18 protein-coding genes are annotated in these 21967 nt (G+C 47.1%); 11 read left to right on the top strand and 7 right to left on the bottom strand.

Going from position 1 to position 21967, the window contains the following annotated elements:
- The first annotated feature begins 41 nt into the window (after positions 1 to 41).
- The gene (locus tag GXP22_11810) at positions 42 to 257 is read left to right on the top strand and encodes a SlyX family protein (GenBank protein ID NOX10145.1); all 216 of its coding nucleotides are present in this window, start codon (positions 42 to 44) and stop codon (positions 255 to 257) included.
- Positions 258 to 266: 9 nt separating this feature from the next.
- Here the strand turns inward: GXP22_11810 and GXP22_11805 are convergent, their stop codons facing one another.
- Positions 267 to 659 (bottom strand): hypothetical protein, encoded by a 393-nt coding sequence (locus tag GXP22_11805; protein ID NOX10144.1) that lies wholly within the window; start codon positions 657 to 659, stop codon positions 267 to 269.
- Positions 660 to 662: 3 nt separating this feature from the next.
- On the bottom strand, positions 663 to 1004 hold the full coding sequence (locus tag GXP22_11800) for a TraR/DksA family transcriptional regulator (GenBank protein ID NOX10143.1): 342 nt from the start codon (positions 1002 to 1004) through the stop codon (positions 663 to 665).
- Between the two features lie 402 nt (positions 1005 to 1406).
- Between GXP22_11800 and GXP22_11795 the strand changes: the two genes are divergently transcribed.
- From GXP22_11795 to GXP22_11780, 4 genes are all read left to right on the top strand, one after another.
- Positions 1407 to 3281, top strand: a complete 1875-nt coding sequence (locus tag GXP22_11795) for an ATP-binding cassette domain-containing protein (protein ID NOX10142.1) — start codon at positions 1407 to 1409, stop codon at positions 3279 to 3281.
- 91 nt (positions 3282 to 3372) lie between these two features.
- The gene (locus GXP22_11790; protein ID NOX10141.1) at positions 3373 to 3939 is read left to right on the top strand and encodes a hypothetical protein; all 567 of its coding nucleotides are present in this window, start codon (positions 3373 to 3375) and stop codon (positions 3937 to 3939) included.
- A gap of 33 nt (positions 3940 to 3972) precedes the next feature.
- Positions 3973 to 5757 (top strand): GGDEF domain-containing protein, encoded by a 1785-nt coding sequence (locus GXP22_11785; protein ID NOX10140.1) that lies wholly within the window; start codon positions 3973 to 3975, stop codon positions 5755 to 5757.
- 149 nt (positions 5758 to 5906) lie between these two features.
- On the top strand, positions 5907 to 6332 hold the full coding sequence (locus GXP22_11780; protein NOX10139.1) for a hypothetical protein: 426 nt from the start codon (positions 5907 to 5909) through the stop codon (positions 6330 to 6332).
- On the opposite strand, the gene GXP22_11775 is transcribed toward GXP22_11780, so the two are convergent.
- Positions 6329 to 8263, bottom strand: coding sequence for a methyl-accepting chemotaxis protein (locus GXP22_11775; protein ID NOX10138.1), 1935 nt, complete (start codon positions 8261 to 8263; stop codon positions 6329 to 6331). The two genes, GXP22_11780 and GXP22_11775, sit on opposite strands and share 4 nt — an antisense overlap.
- A 177-nt stretch (positions 8264 to 8440) precedes the next feature.
- On the opposite strand from GXP22_11775, the gene GXP22_11770 reads away from it, so the two are divergent.
- Both GXP22_11770 and GXP22_11765 read left to right on the top strand, forming a co-directional pair.
- On the top strand, positions 8441 to 9034 hold the full coding sequence (locus GXP22_11770) for a DUF2384 domain-containing protein (GenBank protein NOX10137.1): 594 nt from the start codon (positions 8441 to 8443) through the stop codon (positions 9032 to 9034).
- Entirely contained in the window at positions 9034 to 9501 is a 468-nt protein-coding gene (locus GXP22_11765; GenBank protein NOX10136.1) for an RES family NAD+ phosphorylase, read from the top strand. Before GXP22_11770 ends, GXP22_11765 begins: the two co-directional genes overlap by 1 nt.
- A 4-nt stretch (positions 9502 to 9505) precedes the next feature.
- On the opposite strand, the gene GXP22_11760 is transcribed toward GXP22_11765, so the two are convergent.
- Together GXP22_11760 and GXP22_11755 are read right to left on the bottom strand one after the other, a co-directional pair.
- Positions 9506 to 11137 (bottom strand): acetolactate synthase large subunit, encoded by a 1632-nt coding sequence (locus GXP22_11760; protein ID NOX10135.1) that lies wholly within the window; start codon positions 11135 to 11137, stop codon positions 9506 to 9508.
- Positions 11138 to 11244: 107 nt separating this feature from the next.
- Positions 11245 to 11892, bottom strand: coding sequence for a thiol:disulfide interchange protein DsbA/DsbL (locus tag GXP22_11755; protein NOX10134.1), 648 nt, complete (start codon positions 11890 to 11892; stop codon positions 11245 to 11247).
- A gap of 110 nt (positions 11893 to 12002) precedes the next feature.
- On the opposite strand from GXP22_11755, the gene GXP22_11750 reads away from it, so the two are divergent.
- The 3 genes from GXP22_11750 to lpdA are packed head-to-tail and all read left to right on the top strand — an operon-like array spanning position 12003 to position 17449.
- A complete protein-coding gene (locus GXP22_11750; protein ID NOX10133.1) occupies positions 12003 to 14828 on the top strand; it encodes a 2-oxoglutarate dehydrogenase E1 component in 2826 nt (941 codons plus the stop codon).
- Complete coding sequence (odhB, locus tag GXP22_11745; protein ID NOX10132.1) at positions 14825 to 16012, top strand: 2-oxoglutarate dehydrogenase complex dihydrolipoyllysine-residue succinyltransferase; 1188 nt, start codon at positions 14825 to 14827, stop codon at positions 16010 to 16012. Before GXP22_11750 ends, odhB begins: the two co-directional genes overlap by 4 nt.
- Positions 16013 to 16024: 12 nt before the next feature.
- A complete protein-coding gene (lpdA, locus tag GXP22_11740; GenBank protein NOX10131.1) occupies positions 16025 to 17449 on the top strand; it encodes a dihydrolipoyl dehydrogenase in 1425 nt (474 codons plus the stop codon).
- Positions 17450 to 17646: 197 nt separating this feature from the next.
- Here the strand turns inward: lpdA and GXP22_11735 are convergent, their stop codons facing one another.
- Positions 17647 to 18267: a cytochrome c4 gene (locus GXP22_11735; GenBank protein NOX10130.1), complete on the bottom strand. Its 621-nt coding sequence runs from the start codon at positions 18265 to 18267 to the stop codon at positions 17647 to 17649.
- Positions 18268 to 18407: 140 nt separating this feature from the next.
- Between GXP22_11735 and GXP22_11730 the strand changes: the two genes are divergently transcribed.
- On the top strand, positions 18408 to 19049 hold the full coding sequence (locus GXP22_11730; protein ID NOX10129.1) for a YihA family ribosome biogenesis GTP-binding protein: 642 nt from the start codon (positions 18408 to 18410) through the stop codon (positions 19047 to 19049).
- Positions 19050 to 19248: 199 nt separating this feature from the next.
- Here the strand turns inward: GXP22_11730 and polA are convergent, their stop codons facing one another.
- Positions 19249 to 21936, bottom strand: a complete 2688-nt coding sequence (gene polA / locus GXP22_11725) for a DNA polymerase I (protein ID NOX10128.1) — start codon at positions 21934 to 21936, stop codon at positions 19249 to 19251.
- Positions 21937 to 21967: the final 31 nt, after the last annotated feature.

The following is a 21967-nucleotide window of genomic DNA, read 5'->3' as shown; positions in this document are numbered from 1 at the left end:
TATACTGTGTATAAAACCAATAATGAAGTAACATAAGCTATATGAACACAGACAATCTCGAACAACGCATGGAAGATCTGGAGATCCGTATTGCACATATGGAGGCCAGCATGGATGAACTTACTCATGCTAATCTGGGGCAAGAACGCATGTTACGGTTACAAGAAGAGGTTATTAAACGTCTCAGCCAACAATTAAGGGCAATAAATCCTGCCGATGGAGCAGAATCACAATATGAGACACCGCCTCATTATTAACGGGCACTTTCACCCGATCTTACCCTGCACATAAAACCAGCAGCCCTCCTGTTTCACAAAATAACTTCGCTCATGCATCTTGCCAGGTCTGCCATCAAGCTTGTAATGCGCCTCAAATTCTACATAGCCCTCTCTATCCTGAACCTGACCCGCCTCTGCTGAAATAATCGCAAGATCACACCACTGTGGCTGATTATCATCATCCAGCGATGAGGGTCGGGTCGAAGGTAGCCAGGTTCGCATCACATAAGCATAATCTTTAATGGCATAAGCCGTATAACGGGAACGCATCAACTGTTCAGCCGTACTGGCGACTCTATCTCCACGAATAAATCGACCACAACAATCCTTATATTCATCACCACTCCCACAGAGACACACGGCCTGATCAAAATCATTCATAATCTATTCATGCGCAGAGGCACATTGAATACATAACGGTGCAGCAGGATTTGCCTGCAAACGCAGTGACGGGATCGCCTCATCACATATCAGGCAATAACCATAATCACCCACTGCAAGGCGCTGTAGTGCCGACTGAATCTGCTGTCGTTCAAGTAAACAGCGCTGCTGTCCAGCCTGAGCCATCGCCTGAGCCTGCATTGCATCCATACGAGACAAGCGTCCAATACAGGTCTGATCAAGCTCGACCGTATTCCCCGTATGTTGTAGCTCATTCTCCAGTTCGTCCAGTGCCTCCATTCGTTGATTTAACAAGCATTTGTATTGATCGAGATCATCACCCATCATTTACTTCCTGGTCACAGTATTATACATAACAGCAATAATCAGCCCGCCTATCGCCCCATCAATAAAGCCCTATACGGCACCGACTAAGCCACCCAGAAAACCGGCTTCATAACCAATATAAACGGAAGCGATCACCTCAACAAACTTCTCATCACAACCTCCTGCTTTTAAGGAACTTCTATTTAGATTATAGGCTATTTATCACTGCTATTCCCTTAACTCAAGAGGCAAGGATTGTCCTTCTCTAACAGAGACCGTCAGCCGCATGGACGCGGCTGTCGAGCCACCATGGATGGTTTCACGGCGTGTCTCTGTTAGAGAAGGGCAATTCATGCCTCGAACTTATCAAGCAATCATATTATTACATCAAAAAGAGGATAATCAGGTATCATATACCCTATGCCCTTAATTACTCTACGCGATGTCTCACTCAGCTTTGGTGGACCACTATTACTCAACCAAATTAACCTCAGTATCGACAAGGGTGAACGCCTCTGCCTGCTGGGCAGAAATGGTGAAGGAAAATCCACTGTACTCAAACTACTCACCGGCGCTCTCAAACCAGAAGATGGTGTTATCGAGAAACAACAGAGTATCAAGATCAGTTATCTTGACCAGGAGGTGCCCGCAGAGACGAAAGGAAGCATCTATGATGTGGTCTCCTCTGGACTCGACCAACAAGGGAAGTTTTTACAACAATATCACCACCTGATCCATGAGATTGATCAGGGCAACCATGACCTGCTGGATCAACTGGCCGAGGTGCAACATCAACTGGAGGCGAATAATGGCTGGCACGTCAGCCAACTGGTTGATGCCACCCTGTCGCGCCTTGAGCTACCCGCTGATATAGAATTCAGCAGCCTGTCCGGTGGTCTGAAACGTCGGGTATTACTCGCCCGTGCCCTGGTACAGGAGCCCGATCTATTGCTGCTTGATGAGCCGACCAATCACCTGGATATTGATGCCATCCTGTGGCTAGAGGAATTCCTTCTCAGCTATCGTGGTGCCCTGATGTTCATTACCCATGATCGTAGCCTGATGCAAAAGATATCGACTCGCATCATTGAACTGGATCGTGGGAATATGACCAGTTGGCCCGGAGACTATCAGCAATATCTGCGTCATAAAGAAGAGGCTCTGCATTCTGAAAGAAAAGAGCATGCCTTATTTGATAAAAAGCTAGCGCAAGAGGAAGTCTGGATTCGCCAGGGCATCAAGGCGCGCCGTACCCGCAACGAAGGGCGGGTACGCGCGTTAAAAGAGATGCGTGACAAACGTCAGGCTAGACGCGTGCAATCAGGCAAGGTACAACTACAGTCGAATCGTTCCGAGTCATCTGGCAAGCGGGTTATTGAGACCGATAATATCAGTTATCAGTATGATGATACGCCTATCGTGAAAGGCCTCAGCACCACCATTATACGCGGTGATAAGATTGGCATTATCGGCCCCAATGGTGCCGGCAAGACCACCTTGTTAAATTTGTTACTGGAAAAGCTTGAGCCCCAACAGGGCACAGTAAGCATTGGCACCCGACTGGATATTGCCTACTTTGACCAGCACCGCAATATACTGGATGAAAACAAATCCATTATGGATAATGTCGCTGGTGGTAGTGACCATGTCACCATCAATGGTCAGTCAAAACATATTATCAGCTATCTACAGGATTTTCTGTTTACCCCCGAGCGTATACGCACCCCCGTCAAGGCTCTATCGGGTGGAGAAAGAAACCGCCTGTTACTGGCAAAGATCTTTACCCAGCCATCCAATCTCCTGGTTATGGATGAGCCCACCAATGATCTGGATATTGAGACCCTGGAACTGCTGGAAGAATTATTACTGAACTACGAAGGCACCTTGTTACTGGTTAGCCATGACCGAACCTTCATTGATAATGTCGTCACCAGCGTACTAGTGTTTGAAGGCGATGGGATCATTAACGAATACGTTGGCTCATACCAACCACCCATTAAGGAAAATAAAAAAAATACCGCGAAAAAAAAAGGCCTCACTAAAAAAGAAAAGTCTGCTGTTAAAAAAAACAAGCTCAACTACAAAGATCAACGCGAACTAGATGAACTTCCTCAGCAGATTGATAAACTAGAGCAACAGCAACAGCAACTACATGATGCCATGGCTCAACCTGAATTTTATCAGCGTAATGGTAACGATATAGCCAAAGATGAAGAAAGATTAAAATCCATCGAGAAAAAGTTAAATAGTGCCTATACTCGATGGGATGATCTGGAGAATAATAAAAAAGAATAAAAACACCAGATTGTCATAAGAGATTCATCTTTCTGTCACATCATCTCCCTACACTATGAGAATAGTAAAAGATTATAAACAGGAGATGATCATGCCTATACATTTTAACCGCTTTCTGAGCGCAGCCATCATTAGCAGCGGCCTGATACTTTCAGCTTGCGTATCAACTGGCGTAAATGATACCAAAACCGTAGCCAAACCACTCAACAATAATGATTACTATGAGGCTGATTATGAAGGTCGCATCTATGTATTCGATGATACTAATACCTATTTGACCTTTCTCGAGGTCGGTGAGACTGCCTACCGCAAGGTATTCATTGGCGCAGGCCCTCACGGCAAGACCCTGGTCTTTGGCCTAACTAAAGAAGACAAGAAAAAGACCTCCGGTATTGCCAGCATGGATATGTATCACGGTAAGCTAACGGGTGCTGATCCATTTTATGGCGAAGTTCAGACTGATGGACGAATCTATGTATTCAATTCATGGCAGGATCTCATTTCATTTAAACAGGTTGGTGAAGCCGTCTATCGACTCACGCAGATCGGTGCGGGTCCAAATGGAAAAACCATTGTCTATGTACTGAACAAGTCCAATAAAAAGCAACGCCCACTTGCATTAATTAGCCAATTCAAAAAAATACATAGCATAAAGTAATTCAATAATATGAATAACGATAAAAACATAGCAATGGATGGATCTCTGGAAAACTGCCTGGAACGTATTATTCGCGAACAACGGTTGACGGCATTATTTCAACCTATTGTCGCTAATAAGGCGGGGATAATATTTGGTTATGAGGCATTGATTCGTGGCCCATCCAACACTCCTTTACACTCACCGGTAACACTATTCGAAACAGCGGTGCGTTATGGTCGATTGGTCGAACTGGAGTTGCTATGTCGCGAGGTCTCAATTCTTCAATTCAAAAACCTCAATCTTCCCGGAAAACTTTTTCTTAATGCCAGCCCAGAAACACTGTTTCAACCCAATTTTCGTCCGGGTTGCACTCTCAATACCCTGAAAAAGATCGGCCTTGAACCTGAGCGCGTTGTCATTGAACTCACCGAACAATATCCTGTAGATAATTACGATGTGGTTCGTGAAGCACTGCATCACTATAACAATATGGGGTTTGAGATTGCTATTGATGACCTTGGCGCAGGTTATGCGGGGCTACGTATGTGGTCTGAACTACGCCCTGATTATGTAAAAATAGACCGCCACTTTATGCAGGATATCCATGAAGACAAGGTAAAACAGGAATTCGTTCGATCCATCCACAATATTGCTATCGAACTCAATTGCCAGGTGATTGGCGAAGGTGTAGAAACTGCCGAAGAATATCGCATCATTAAAAAGATGGGGCTGGAGTTCTGCCAGGGCTACTACTTTGCCAGGCCTTCAGCACTACCAAAAACCAGCGTAGATACAAACCTGTTTCAGAATGGTCTTGAGATCATTCAGCACCGTAATAGAAGCAATACATCATCAAAACTTGTTGGCGACCTGTTACAACGTATAACGGCTATCAATGCCTCATCTACGATTGAGGATGTTGCGCAAATATTTCATAGCACCCCGCAACTGGATGCACTGCCAGTTGTTAATGGTAATCGTCCATTAGGACTTGTTCGACGCAATACTCTTACCAACCTTATGCTCAGTCGTTATGGGCGTGATCTTCATGGTAAAAAATTGATTACCCATTTCCTTGATACTAATCCCCTGATGCTGGATTCACAACTAGCGATTGAAGATGCCAGCACACTGGTCAGTGAAAAAATGCAGCAAGATAAATCGCTGGATTTCATTATCACTAAAAAAGGTGACTACTGCGGAATGGGATCAGTCATCGACCTGCTCAAGATAATAACTGAGCTACAGGTGCGTAATGCCCATTACGCCAACCCACTAACGCTACTACCCGGTAATGTTCCCATCTATGAAAAACTGGATGAGCTGCTGTATCAGAAAAAACAATTTGTTATTGCTTATTGTGACCTTGATAATTTCAAACCTTACAATGATGAATATGGTTATGAAAAGGGCGATCAGGTCATCAAGGGGCTTGCTGAGATCCTGTGTAATGCCAGCAATAATGAAATGGACTTTGTCGGTCACATTGGTGGTGATGATTTTATTATTATATTCCGTAGCGTTGACTGGAAGGATCGTTGTGAACTAATCCTGCAACAATTCAACAAGCAGGTTCGTCATTATTACAAACGAAAGGATCATGAAAACAATGGTATCTGGTCACAGGATAGAAGCGGAAAGCACATATTCTTCCCCTTACTCAGCCTTTCTATCGGCTGTGTAAGGCCTAACATCTCAGACTTCAAGAGCCATCATGAGGTGGCTGAGCTCGCGAGTGATGCCAAACACATGGCAAAAAAACAGGAGGGGAATTCCCTATATATTGAACAACGTCACCGTCCACACAATACGAAGATACAGGAGATAGTGGCATAAATAATTTAACCAGCAACTCTGGTGCCAGGCGCAATATCAAACAACAACAACGCCCGACATCCATCTATGACGAACCTAACCAATGGCTACAACTCAAGGGTGATCCCGCTATTCGTGGTGGCCTGTTTAGTCAGGAGCGAGTAGAAAGCATGATGGATCAACAAATCAATCTGGTCATGAAAAATATCAGCGCGTTAATACAATACCATGGTGCATTCCAGATGAACCTGCACTTTTCCAGTTCGCGTGCAACGGTCTGGTTTACTAAATCACCACTAAAATATCGGCTTCTTGATAACGCAATGTTAACTCGAGCTAGTCTGTTACACACCTATCCAGATCAACCTTATCCCAACGAGGCAAAAATAAATGCGGAAGAGATAGATAGTATTCTTGAAATATTTTGCAAATTAAGACTCATTGATGATGTTATCTATCTTCGTTCCGCCAGCATCAATATCTTCAACGGCCTTGTATCACTGACCTTCTCATGTGATGGCAGCCATTATATGCCCCACACCGACTTGCTCAACCCGGAACACACCTTCTGGAAGAATGAAACGGGTTACTGTTAGGCCGACTTCAATCGATTCACTAATTGATTAAGCGCCTGGCTCACATTATTGAGCCCATCACTGGCATCCTGAACCTGCCGCATATTCTGAATAACCTCGTTAGCATGTTGCTGGATCTCTCCGGTACTTCTCGCTACCTCTTCCGCCGTCACAGATTGTTGCTCGGTCGCAGAGGCTATTCCCATATTATAATTAGAGATTGTTTCTACTGCGGTCACTACGGGCTTTAGAGCTGTCTGCGCCTGCTGGTTATGGTCAACACAATCAATCGCAGCATTGCTTTGTAATTCAACGGCTGTGGTTGCCTCTTTTGCCGTAATTGCCAGATTAAGGATAATCGTTTGTATCTCTTCAGTTGATTGAGCGGTGCGCTGTGCCAGATGGCGCACCTCATCAGCAACAACAGCAAAACCTCTGCCTTGCTCACCTGCCCGTGCTGCCTCAATAGCAGCATTCAATGCCAACAGATTCGTTTGATCGGCCACACCCTTAATCACATCCAGCACCGATTCAATGGCACTGCTATCCTGCTCCAAACGGCGCATAAGATCGGTTAACAATAAAATATCGGATGATAGTTGATCTGTTTTTTGTGTCGCACGCTCCAGCTTATCATTAGCCTCACGCACTGCATCATTAGCCTCTTGTGCTGAATCAGAGGCATTAGCCGCATTATGTGCCACCTCGGTAAAAGATTCTGATAACTGATTAACCGATAAAGCGACCGCCTCTGTTTTCTCATTTTGAAGCTGTGCAAAATGGAATGCCTGGTCGGAGACACCCTGTACCTTACGACCCGACTGCAAAATTTGTTCAGCCTCCTGCTCCAGTTGCCCAATCATATCCTCAAGATAATGTTGCAAATGAATACCCGCCTGCTTGACAGCCTCTATCTCATAAAATTTATCCTGACACTCAATTCGTTCATCAAAGCGACCTTGCGCCATGCTGACAAAAAATGGCACTAGCTGTGATAAAAAAGACAGGGTTTTTTTCTGCAATACAAATGAGAGGACTAATAATAAAACAATGATCCCAACCGAGATTAATATCCACCACCCGACTTGCTGAGTGATTGATGCCTTTATCAGGTCAATATGCCCCGCATACTGACCGAACACCAACGCCAAATTATCAATTGATCCCTTCAGCGACTTACGGCTATGCATAATCCGAACCTGCATTCCTTGTGTATTGGATAACTCTTTCAAGTAACGTCGGGTTAAAGAATCCAGACTATCAATTGCCTCCTGCCCAAGATCCACTGACTCGGCATCAAAATCATATTCATCAGGCGCCTGTATTAAGCCAAGACCAGGCAAGGCGTATAATTGTTGCGCTAATTCTGCTAAAGCTGTATTCGCCAGAACCAGGTTTTCTCTCAATGCATCATCACTGGTTTGTATGTAACGTTGGCGTAGATAACCCAGTTGTTGCAAGCCGGTACCTAACCTCGTCAACAACCCCAGATAAGCCGCTTTTATCTGCAATGAAACAGATGACTGATCCACATAAGCAAGCAAACTGGATACATCACCCACCCGCTCTCTCTCATTCTGAGATAACAAGGCTTCTGGATTAGCAGCCAGCTTGCCTGCCTCCCGCACCTGATATACATTGTTACCCACAACTGCAATAGCGGCCTGTATCTTGTCATTATCTTCATCAGACAACCATGTCAGCTGGCGTTGCGATAATACCTTGAGTGTATTATCCACCGCCTGCAATAAACCGGCATCACCTGAACCAAGATATTGTTCAAGTTTTATATAGACATCGGTATTGATAATACCTTTGAAATCATAGAAATCCTGGTAGATCTGATAAGGGCGATCCATCTGCCGCCAACCCCAGAAACCAACGATAATAGAAAGTGCTGTAAAGACAATAATTAACAGAGAAACAAGCTGCGTAACAACCTTGAGCTTCATAAAATTCACCCGAATAGAGAAACCAGTTTATAGCCTCAGTATATTTCGTATTTATGACATGAATATGACAAGGTCTGGTGTGTACTACTTACTAAAGAACTCTTCATTAAGGAACCTTTGTGTTAGCTGAAAAACAAAAAAGCTTCATGATTTTGCAGACTCTGCTACTATAACCATATGACTACTGAAAAAAACCATATAACCACAAAGACAACTAAGCAGAAAACACCCATACCCTCACGCATGCAGAAAAAAGATATACATGCATTACTTCAACAAGCTGAGGATAATGACGACCTCATCCCAATAACAGAAACATTAAAAGGGCGCGTTATCTTTCGAACCAAAGATATTAGAACTATTGGTAAACTAAAACGCCGTGCTGAACGTAACAGCTTCATTCATGAAGTTCTCATCAACCGAATCAAAGACGGGATTGAAGCCACCGCATTTGAAATGGTAACAAAAGCCTATGATATCCCGATGAGCGAAGGGTACAAACTAATGGGTATTCCTCAATCAACATTAAGGCGCCGGCTGAATAAGGGTAAGTTGTTGCCAAACGAGTCTGATCGCGTTTATCGATATGCCGAACTCATGACCAAAGCCACTGAGATGATGCAAAAAGATTCTAATCGTGCCGCTAGCTGGTTCAAAAAGCCCATGGAAATCTTTGGCGGTGAAACACCATTGCAGCACGCCATAACAGAAATCGGTGCTCGTGAGGTTGAAGACCTAATCGGTCGTATTCGACACGGTGTCTTTAGTTAATGCCGACTGGATGGCGTGTAGCCGACCCTGAGTTTGCAAAAAGCCCCCAGGAAATGCTATCCGGCGAAGGGGCATTTTTGCATGGTGGACGCTGGAACACCAAGGGTCACCGCGTTGTCTATCTTGGCGGTAATCTTGCGACCGCATCGCTGGAGCTCCTGGTTTATCTGGATTCTATTTCAGTATTGAATTGCTTTTCGAAAATAGAAGTCACGTTTAATGATGAGCACATCATTCTTATAGATCCAGATGATCTACCCGATGACTGGACACAACCCTCAATGACTCCAACAACACAAATCATTGGCAATGACTGGTTGAGCAATCAAGAATCCCTAATACTGCAAATTCCCAGCGTAGTGATTGAAAGTGAACATAATTATTTGCTCAACCCACTACATCCAGATTTTAAAGAAATAGAGACATCCAATATCACGACATTCAAATACGATTCCCGCATAAGATAATTCATCAGGTGGTACAAATAATTTTGCCCAGATGTTCGGTTAATTTCATGTTTTCACTATAATCCACTGGGCAATCAATGATACTCACCGTATTATCAGCCATTGCCTGCTTCAGGATCGGCATCAGGTCTGCCGCCGATTCAACCCGATAGCCCTTCGCACCAAAGGACTCAGCATATTTCACAAAATCAGGATTACCAAAGCGGATATTGGATTGACGACCAAACTGATTTTGCTGCTTCCATTCAATCAGACCATAACCATTGTCATTCCATATCAAGATCACAATAGCAATATTCAAACGTATAGCGGTCTCGATCTCCTGCGAGTTCATCATAAAGCCACCATCACCCGTGACTGCCACCACAGTTTTATCCGGGTTAACCATCTTCGCGGCAATCGCACCGGGCACCGCAATTCCCATGCTGGCAAAGCCATTCGAGATAATACAGGTACTCGGGTGCTCGCAACGAAACATACGCGACATCCACATCTTGTGTGCGCCCACATCACAGATCACAATATCCTCAAGCCCCAGCGCGGTACGCAGATCCCAAATAATCTTTTGTGGCTTAACTGGAAAACCATCATCCTGACTATGCTGATTCATATCCTCTATCAGCGCCTTGCGTAATGGTCGCATCAGATGTCCAGCATGAGGTGTGGCCTGCTGCATAATTTGCAACAGGCTATGCTTGATATCACCCACAATACCCACCTCGATGGGATAACAGGCATCCACCTCAGCCGGACTGGTATCAATATGGATAATCAGGCGATCACGCGTTGGATGCCACAGATAAGGGTGATACTCCACCAGATCATAACCAATACAAATAATCACATCGGCACGGTCAAAACCAATATTGATATAGTCCTTGGACTGTAGACCCGCACTACCCAGTGCTGTGGGATGATGAAAGGGCACCACACCCTTCGCCATAAAGGTATTCACTACCGGGATATTCAACTGCTCGGCAAACTCCGCCAACTGCTGCCAGGCACGGGCGCGCACAACCCCATTACCCGCCAGGATCATCGGGTTCTGTGCCGATGAAATTAATTTAGCCGCATCTTGTACCTGTTCAGCAGAAGGCTCCGGCCACACCACATGCTTCACCGGCAACGGCGATCCTTCAACCTCTGCCTTAGCAATATTCTCTGGAAACTCAATAAAGGTTGCGCCCGTTTTTTCAGTCTGCGCCAGTTTGAATGCCTTACGCACCACCTCAGGAATAATCTCAGCAACCGGCAGACGCGAGGCATATTTGGTAATAGGCTGAAACATCTGCACCAGATCCAGCACCTGATGCGATTCCTTATGCAGACGATTAGTATCCGCCTGACCCGATATCGCCACCACCGGTGCATGATCCAGATTAGCGTCCGCAACCCCCGTCACCAGATTAGTAGCACCCGGCCCCAACGTGGATAAACAGACACCCGCCTTACCCGACAGCCGACCATAGACATCCGCCATAAAGGCCGCGCCCTGTTCATGCCGAGTAGTAATAAACTGTATATTTGAATCCAGCAAGGCATCCATAAAATCCAGATTTTCCTCACCCGGCACCCCGAAGATGTATTCCACACCCTCGTTCTCCAAACAACGTATAAACAGTTCTGCTGCCTTCATATTTTTTCCACTGTCCTGCTGTCATTACTCAGAATAATCTAATTGGTGCGTAGTACGCACCCTACCTGTCATTACCCAGCAAAACCTATTGGTGCGTAGTACGCACCCTACCTTGTCTTCTTTTTCCGTTCCATCTCAACCAGGTAATCAACCGCCTTCAACATCCCCCTGTGCCCCCCCGTCAAACGCGCCGAGGTCTTATACTTACCATTCACAATCATCGTTGGCACACCCGAGATACCATAACGCCGTGTCATCTGACGTGCCTGATTGACCTTGGTCATCACCCCGAAAGAGTTATAGGTCTTATGAAACAGATCCTTATCCACACCAAATTCAGCAAAGAACCGCGCCAAAGCCGCCTCACCATTTAGATTCTGTTTCTTAATATGAATAGCATCAAATAAAGGACGATGTATCCTGTCTAACACACCTAAAAGCTGAGCCGTATAATAGGCACGGACAAAAGTCTCCCATTGCGGATTTAATAATGCCGGCAGGCGCACAAAGACAACATCATCCTTCTGCTGTTTAATCCATTTTTCCAGCAAGGGTTCAAGACGATGGCAATGTGGGCAGCCATACCAGAATATCTCCAACACCTCGATCTTGTTCGAATCGACTGTCGCCTGCTCCGGTATAACCAATTGGTATTCAATACCCTCGTCATATTCAACCTTGTCTGCTAACGCCATTGTTGGCAGCGCAAATAACCACACCATTAATATGATCAATTGTTGTCCCGCTTTATGCATACGCTTTATCCCCTTATCCGTTCATTCGTATCTTTTAACACTTGTATAATAACCTAAAAAAAGTACATACTTAGCCTAATTGAGGCTGAGACCATGGATTACTCTCTAATATGCATGACATACACCGGATTCTACAAGAACATTCGCTGTTATTTAGCGTCAATGCTGACTATATTGAGGGCTTGTACCTGGACTATCAGGAAGATCCAGGCTCGGTTGGCAAACAGTGGCAAGACTACTTCTCTCACTTGCAACAAGGTGATGCCGCACAGACTCTTGAATTACTCAAGCCTGCGCATCAACCCATCACAACCGGCATCTGTCAATTTACCCAGGGAAATGATCTAGCCTGTGATTCTGCTGAAAAACAAAGCCAGGTTCTACGACTGATCAATGCCTACCGTGTCCGCGGGCACCAACAAGCTGATATTGATCCACTCTACCTGCGTGAACGCCCCGTTATTGCTGACCTCAGCCTCAAATATCATCAACTTGACGAGCGCGACCTCAATACCTCATTCAATACTGGCTCACTGGTTGGCCCCAAACAACAAAAACTGTCAGAGATCCTGCAACGTCTACAAGACCTGTATTGTGGTAGCCTCGGTCTGGAATACATGCACATTACGGACACCATAGAAAAACGCTGGATTCAACAACGTATCGAGACACCTGATGGCCGCCCTGCCATCCGACCCGAGACACAAAAACATATACTGGAACGACTCACCGCCGCCGAAGGACTGGAACGCTATCTCCATACTCGCTATGTCGGTCAAAAACGTTTCTCACTGGAAGGTGCTGAGAGTTTGATCCCGCTGCTGGATGAAATCATCTTGCAGGCAGGCACTCAAACGGCAAAAGAAGTCGTTATTGGCATGGCTCATCGTGGTCGACTGAATGTGCTCATCAATACTCTGGGCAAGCTACCCTCCACCCTGTTTCAGGAATTTGAAGGCAAACCTGGCAAGAAAAAACTGGTTGGCTCCGGTGATGTTAAATATCACAAAGGTTTTTCTGCCGACACCCAGACACCTGGTGGCCCCGTTCATGTCACACTAGCCTTCAATCCCTCTCACCTTGAGATCATCGCCCCGGTAGTACAAGGCTCGGTGCGCGCCCGACAACAACGCCGCAATGATCATCATGGCAATCAGGTACTACCCATTGCCATTCATGGTGATGCCGCTTTCTCCGGTCAGGGCGTGGTCATGGAAACATTAAATATGTCTCAGGCCAGGGGCTTTACTACCGGTGGCACTGTACATATCGTTATTAATAATCAGATCGGTTTTACCACCAGTAACCCGTTGGATACCGGCTCAACATTCTATTGTACCGATGTTGCCAAGACCGTACAGGCACCTATTTTTCATGTTAATGGTGATGATCCTGAGGCAGTATTATTTGTCACCCGCCTGGCCCTGGACTTCCGTATGGAATTCAACAAGGATGTCGTGATTGACCTGCTCTGTTATCGCCGTCATGGTCATAATGAGGCGGATGAGCCTGCCACAACACAACCCTTGATGTATAAAAAAATCCGCGCCCATGCGACCACATTATCAATTTATGCCAAAAAATTAATTGATGCCGGTGTTGTTACATCCCAACAGACCGACGCCATGCGCGAACAATACCGTAGTGCACTGGAACAAGAAAAGGGCGTATCACCCCATTCCGTACCTGGCTCGATACACGCCTTCCCGGTAGACTGGGATCAATATAAAGGTAGCCATTGGGATCAAGACATTGATACCCATCTACCACTAAAAAGACTACGCGAGCTCGCCCAACAACTACTCAAACTACCGACCGGGTTTGAACTGCACCCCAGGGTCAGCAATATTATTAAAGAGAGAGGCAAGATGGCAGCAGGGGCTGTCGCCTGTGACTGGGGTTTTGCCGAAACCATGGCCTACGCTTCCCTGTTAGCCGATGGCTACAAGATTCGTCTCTCGGGTCAGGATAGCGGACGTGGCACCTTCTTTCATCGTCATGCCGTCTTACATAATCAGGTAGATGGCAAATCTTATGTCCCGTTACAACATGTCAGCGAAAAGCAGGGCCGCTTTATCGTCATTGACTCCTTACTCTCGGAAGAAGCGGTGCTTGCCTTTGAGTATGGTTATGCCACCACTGATCCCTCCTCATTAACAATATGGGAGGCGCAATTTGGTGACTTTGCCAATGGTGCACAGGTTGTTATTGATCAATTTATCAGCTCAGGCGAATTAAAGTGGGGACGCATGTCGGGCCTGGTATTAATGCTGCCTCATGGTTATGAAGGTCAGGGAGCCGAACACTCCTCAGCACGTCTTGAACGCTATCTGCAACTCTGCGCCGAGGATAATATGCAGGTCTGCATACCCAGTACACCGGCACAGATCTTTCACCTGCTACGCCGTCAGATGATCCGGCCTTATCGTAAGCCACTGATTATAATTACACCTAAGAGCCTGTTAAGACACCGCCTGGCAACCTCCAGCCTGGAACAACTCTCACAACAGGGTTTTCACAATGTCATTGGCGATGATCAGGCTGATGTTAAAAATGTAAAACGAATTATCCTGTGCTCAGGCAAGGTCTATTACGACCTGCTGGAACAACGTGAAAAACAGAGCCTCAAACAGGTCGCCATTATTCGTATTGAACAGCTGTATCCATTTCCAGAGCAACAACTCAAACAGGAATTGGCACTGTATAAAAAGGCAAAAGAGATTATCTGGTGTCAGGAAGAACCACAGAATCAGGGTGCCTGGTATCAGATCCAGCATCGTTTCCGCCTCTGTCTCCATAACAAACAAAATCTTGGCTATGCGGGCAGAGAAGCCTCAGCGGCACCCGCTGTTGGCATGTTTAGTCTACACATTGAACAACAACAGGCACTCATTGATGCCGCACTAAAAGGTCCTATACAGGAGGTCCCCTCATGAGCGATGAGCTTCGTGTTCCCGTACTACCAGAATCCGTTACCGATGGTCTAGTCTCCACTTGGCATAAAAAAGAAGGTGATTTTGTTAAACGAGATGAGATACTAGTCGACATCGAAACCGATAAGGTGGTATTCGAGGTTCCTGCCACCACAGATGGCGTGCTCACTCACATCCTTAAACAAGAGGGTGAGATAGTAGCCAGTGAAGAGCCTCTAGGCACCATTGATAGTCAGCAGTCTGCACCCACAACAGCGGATAAACCCGCATCGACAGCGGCAAGTAAAGATACGAAGGATATTGTACTAACCCCGGCAGTACGAAATCTTGTTGCTGAACATGATCTCGATCCCGCCATGATTAATGGCACAGGTAAAGGCGGGCGTATTCTCAAGGCGGATGTCCTGCAATATATCGAGCAACAGAAAACCAATAACACCATTGCCGATAGCAGTCGTCCACCTCCTGCCACAACAGCAGGCACAACACCTGCGGTACGGCGTGAACCCATGAGTCGACTGCGGGCAAAGATTGCTGAACGCATGGTAGAGGTACAACATAACGCCGCGATTCTTTCGACCTTTAATGAGGTCAATATGCAGGCTATCATGGATATGCGTAAACGCTATCAGGAGACCTTTCAGAAAAAACACGGCATCAAACTAGGTGTCATGTCCTTTTTTGTCAAGGCCGTCTGTGAGGCATTAAAACGCTTCCCGATTGTGAATGCCTCGGTTGAAGATAACGATATTCTTTACCATGACTATTATGATGTCAGTATTGCCGTCTCCTCCCCGCGTGGACTGGTGGTGCCGGTCATACGCAATGCCGACCAACTGGGCTTTGCCGGGATCGAACAGGCCATTGCTAATTTTGCACTACGCGCAAAAGAGGGCAAGCTGAATCTGGATGAACTCCTCGGTGGCACCTTCACCATTACCAATGGCGGAGTATTTGGTTCTATGCTATCCACACCACTACTCAATCCACCACAAAGCGCTATTCTTGGTATGCATAATATCCAGCAACGTGCGATGGTCGAGAATGGTGAGATTGTGATTCGTCCAATGATGTATCTCGCTCTATCCTACGATCATCGCATTATTGATGGTCGTGATGCGGTACAGTTCCTGGTAAATATCAAACAATCACTAGAAGAACCTCATCGACTATTACTGGATATATAAGGATGAAGCATTATGAAATATGATGTCATTGTTATTGGTGCGGGGCCAGCCGGATATGTGGCCGCTATTCGTTGTGCTCAACTGGGGCTGAAAATCGCTTGTATTGATCAGTGGCTGAATGAAAAGGGGCAGGCTCGACTCGGCGGCACCTGCCTGAATGCCGGCTGCATTCCATCCAAGGCGCTACTTGAATCCTCTGAACTCTACTACCGTGCACAACATGAATTTATCAATCATGGCCTCAAGATCAACAAACTGGGTCTCGATCTAAAGACCATGCAAAGCCATAAAGACGGTATTGTACAACAACTCACCGATGGTATCTCCAGCCTGTTCCAGGTCAACAAGATCGAATGGCTACAGGGTAGCGCACAATTACTGGAGGGACTGCGGGTCGCCTTTACCGCACATGGTAAAAAGAAAGCCGGGATATTGCAGGCAACAAACATCATCATTGCCAGTGGCTCACGTCCGGTTGAGATTGCTGCCGCCCCCCTCGACAATCAACACATTGTCGATTCCAGTGGTGCCCTCGCCTTTAAAAAAGTGCCTAAACGCCTGGGAATTATTGGTGCCGGTGTTATCGGCCTTGAACTCGGTAGCGTATGGAAACGTCTGGGATCTGAAGTCACTATTCTGGAAGCACAGGAACAGTTCCTGCCCAGCGTCGATCAAAAGATTGCCAAGCTGGCATTAAGAGAATATCGCAAACAGGGGCTTGATATCCAGCTCGGTGCCCGTGTCACCTCCAGCAAACGCCTATCCCGCTCGGTCAAGATACAATACGAACAAGGCGGGGATAACAAACAACTGACCGTTGATCAACTGGTCGTCGCTGTCGGTCGCCGACCTAATTCAGAGACCATTGCCGCAGCTGAGGCCAACCTGCTACTGGATGAACGCGGATTTATTAATGTCGACGAATACTGCGCAACCAATATCCCGAATGTCTACGCCATTGGTGATGTCGTACGCGGCCCGATGCTGGCACACAAGGGCTCGGAGGAAGGTGTTATCGTGGCCGAGAGTATCGCCAGTGGCAAGAGAAAAAAGGTTAACCTTGATATCATCCCCTCGGTTATCTACACCCATCCAGAATTATCCTCGGTTGGAAAAACAGAAGAGGAATTAAAAGAGGCCGGGGTTGCTTATCGTTCAGGGAGTTTTCCCTTTGCTGCCAATGGTCGCGCCAGAGCGATGGATGCACCCGAGGGGCTGGTTAAACTATTAGCTGATCGTGATACCGATCAATTACTCGGTGTGCATATCTTTGGCGCCGGTGCCTCAGAACTCATCGCCGAGGCCACCCTGGCATTAGAATTCTGTGCCAGCAGTGAAGACCTCGCCCGCACCATTCACGCCCACCCCACCCTGTCTGAATCAATACATGAAGCAGCCCTGGGTGTTACGGGACATGCCATCCATCAGGCGCGTTAAAATATGAACATCAATAAACTATCTATCATTCTGCTAAGTCTCTGGCTCAGTGCCTGCTCCATCATCCCTGACCTGCCCGGTCCGATTGGCATTCCCGGGTTTTAGTCGCTTGTCAGAGATCTTTGATGCTCCAGAATGGAATGGTGCGCAGTGCACACCCTACCTGGGTAGGGTGTGCACTGCGCACCAATGACTAGCTACTTAAGACCTTCAATATAGGCAGCAACGGCCTGTATCTCAGCATCCGTCAGCTTCGATGCAATCATCTGCATCATTTTAGCACTATCATTACTACGCTCACCCGAGGCAAAGGCCTTTAATTGAGCCTGGGTATAAGCCGCATGCTGACTACCCAATACAGGGAAACCAGCGGCTGGATTACCCGCAGCATCAGCACCATGACAAGCTGTACATGCCGTCACACCAGAGTCCAGGTTACCACTACGATAGATCAATTCACCCACGCTGGTACCTGACGCATCTGCATTACCTGCTGATTTTTTCTGCGCTGCAAAATAAGCGGCGACATTCTCCATATCCTGTGGACTCAGCCCCATCGCCATCGGTGCCATAATCGCATTGGTCCGATCACCGGCCTTAAAATCTGCTAATTGCTTAACCAGATAACCCGGATGCTGCGCCGCCAGTTTCGGCCATGCAGGGTTAAAGCTATTTCCATCCATGCCATGACAACCGGCACAAACTCCGGCCGTAGCCTGACCCGCGCTAATATCAGCCGCTGCTGAAGCCGCTGTTGAAAAACCGGCAAACGCAAGTGCAAGCCCGAAGACCCTCAAAGACAAGGCTATTTTGTTCATACCACAATAACTCCCAAAACTATCGATGCCATCAAGGATTCGTTGCACCGAATATAAATAACGATAAAACCACTCTACAATTAAGGAGGCAATTATACTACGAATTGTTGTTTCCGGTAAAATAATAGAGAATAGAGCTTATGAAAAATATCTATGCCCAAAGTAGTTTCCTAACCAGTGCCGCAAAACCCAGCCAGGCTCCTACCGATATCGGTGGTGAGGTCGCCTTTGCCGGACGCTCTAATGCAGGCAAATCTAGCGCACTCAATACCATCACCAATCAAACCAAACTGGCTCGTACCAGCAAGACACCGGGGCGTACGCAGTTACTCAACTTCTTTCAGGTTAATGAGGATATACGTCTCGTTGATCTCCCCGGTTATGGCTTTGCCAAGGTGCCATTAGCCGTTAAACTGAACTGGGAGAAATCACTGAGTGAATACCTTGAAACCCGCAAGTCACTAAAAGGAATGATTTTATTATGTGATTCCAGAAGGGCGTTAACCGAATATGATCAACAAATGATCCTCTGGTGTCATCAGGCTGGTCTGGCAGTGCATATCCTCCTCACCAAGTCCGACAAACTCAAGAAAGGCCCTGCCAAGGCCTCCCTGCTCGCCGCCAAACGTCTGCTACCTACCCTGCATCCCGATGCCAGCGTGCAATTATTTTCATCGCTAAAGAAGACTGGTGTCGATGAGGCTATAAAACAACTGAATCAATGGTTGGTGACCGAAAAACCGGGGACAGACCACGGTTCTTCCGGGGATGACATGCTCTGACGTGACATAAAGAAAACCCGATACCTATAGGGGGGCAGGTATCGGGCGAGTAATCCGGCTACAAACCGGAATGGAGGATACATCATCTATGTTTAACAATAGTCCACTATTAACGGATTACCAGTCAAATTAATCACTTATTTGAAATAATTTTCAAACAAGAAATAACTCAATTTAAAACAATAAGTTAAATGCACTTTTAATGTGCCTCATCCCAGTTTTTACCCACCCCGATATCGACAATCAGTGGTACGCTCAAATGGGCTGCTGACTCCATCGCCTGTCGAATCGCAACAACCGCTTCCTCTAACCTGGGTTCAGCAATCTCAAACACCAATTCATCATGCACCTGCATCAGCAACTTGACCTCATTGCCCTGTGTCGACACCCACTGATCCACCTGCAACATGGCACGCTTGATGATATCTGCTGCCGTGCCCTGCATTGGCGCATTAATGGCAGCACGCTCGGCCTGTTGCCGACGCATCCCGTTTTTTGCATTAATCTCCGGTAGATATAGACGACGACCAAATACGGTGGAGACATAACCATCGGCATGCGCCTGCTCACGGGTACGCTCCATATATGCTTTAACCCCTGGGTAACGCTGGAAATAGCGATCAATATATTCCTGCGCTTGACCCCGTTGGATATCAAGCTGTTTAGCCAGACCAAAGGCCGACATACCATAGATCAGGCCAAAATTAATCGCCTTGGCTGCCCTGCGCTGCTCCTTTGTCACCGCCTCAACACTACAGCCAAAGACCTCACTCGCGGTGGCACGGTGAATATCCTCGCCCTGAGCGAATGCGGTCAACAGACCCTCATCTGCCGATAGATGCGCCATGATCCGCAACTCCACCTGGGAGTAATCGGCCGCCACAATACGCGCGCCCTCTGCAGCGATAAAGGCCTGTCGAATACGCCGACCTTCCTCACTGCGTACCGGGATATTCTGTAGATTAGGATCAGAAGAAGATAGGCGACCGGTCGCCGTAACCGCTTGATGATAAGAGGTATGCACCCGACCCGTACGAGGATCAACCTGCTGGGGCAGTTTATCAATATAGGTGGATTTCAGCTTGCTCAGGGCACGATATTCAAGGATCAATTTAGGTAGCGGATAATCCAGTGCCAACTCCTGCAATACCGATTCGGCGGTAGAGGGAGCACCCTTGGGGGTCTTTGCCAGCACGGGTAGATTCTGACGCTGATACAGAATCTCCTGGATCTGCTTGGGTGACGCCAGATTAAACGGACCATCCGCCAACCGATAGGCCTCCATCTCGATCTTTGCTAACTTTGTAGCGATCTCCTTGCTTTGTGCCGCCAACATCTGCGTATCAATCAAAACACCTGTACGCTCAATACGTGATAACACCGATAATAAGGGCAGCTCCAGCTCGCTGAATATAGCCTTGAGCTCCGGTTCCTGTTCGATTTGTGGCCACAGATATTGATGTAACCGCAGGGCGACCTCAGCATCCTCAGCCGCATAAGGTGCCGCCTGTTCAATCGGCACCTGGGCAAAATTGAGCTGTTTCGCACCCTTACCTGCCACATCGGTATAGCTGATCATCTTGTGACCCAGATACTTCAGTGCCAAGGTATCGAGATTATGCCGATTCGCCGCACTATCAGCGACATAGGACTCCAGCATCGTATCAAACACGATGCCTCTCAGTGTAATCCCATGATTTTCCAGCACATTTTTATCATATTTAAGATGCTGCCCAAGCTTGTGATAACGCTCATCCTCCAGGATCGGCTTCAATGCCTGTAGCACCTCATCACGATCCAGTTGCGCTGGCATCCCCTCATACAAATGAGCCAACGGAATATAGGCCGCCTCACCCGGCTCTACCGACAGCGAGACCCCGACAATCTCGGCCTGCATATAATCCAGACTGGTAGTCTCAGTATCCAGCGCAAAATAAGGGGCCTGTTTGATACGCTCGATCCAGTCCTTTAGCTGTTCCTCGGTATCGACCACATCATAACGCAGCGGTTCCTTGGGCTCCTGTGTCGACAGGCTACCCACAATCTCCCGCAACCAGGTGGAAAACTCCATCCGTGCATACAACTGCTTCAATGACTCATTATCCGCTTCAGCAGGTGCCAGATCATCAACACCCAGCTCCAGATCCAGTTCACAACGAATGGTTGCCAGATCACGTGACATCGCCAGATCATCCAGATGGGCGCGCAAACTCTCACCCACCTTGCCCTTGATCTCGTCCGCATGCGCCACCAGGGTATCGGCATCACCATACTGATTCAGCCACTTCACTGCCGTCTTGGGGCCCACTTTAGGCACACCGGGGATATTATCCGAGCTATCACCCATCAGCCCCAGCAGCTCAATAATACGTTCCGGTGGCACCCCGAACTTCTCCACCACACCCGCCCGATCCAGCGTCACATTGGTCATGGTATTAATCAGATGCACATGATCATCCACTAACTGTGCCATATCCTTATCCCCGGTAGAGATCAGGGTATCAATACCGCGAGCACTCGCCTGTCGCGCCAGCGTGCCAATCACATCATCCGCCTCCACCCCCGATACCTGCAATATCGGCAGACCCATAGCACGAATAATGGCATGGATGGGTTCGATCTGTTCTGCCAGCTCATCCGGCATCGAGGGTCGATTGGCCTTATATTCCGGATATAGATCATCACGAAAGGTCTTACCCCTGGCATCAAATATCACCGCAATCTGATCCGGCTCATACTCCGTAATCAGCTTACGCAACATATTAATAACACCATAGACCGTGCCGGTGGATTCACCATGGGAATTGGTTAGGGGTGGCATAGCGTGGAAGGCTCGGTAGAGATAAGACGAACCATCGATCAGGATCAGGGGTTTATTTTTCATCAGTCTAGAATAACAAAAAGTCGGTGCCTCTATT

The sequence above is a fragment of the Gammaproteobacteria bacterium genome (assembly GCA_013151035.1).
GTDB lineage: Bacteria > Pseudomonadota > Gammaproteobacteria > JAADJB01 > JAADJB01 > JAADJB01.
The sequence above is the reverse complement of the archived record's forward strand: the minus strand, read 5'-3'. Positions and strand labels throughout refer to the sequence as shown.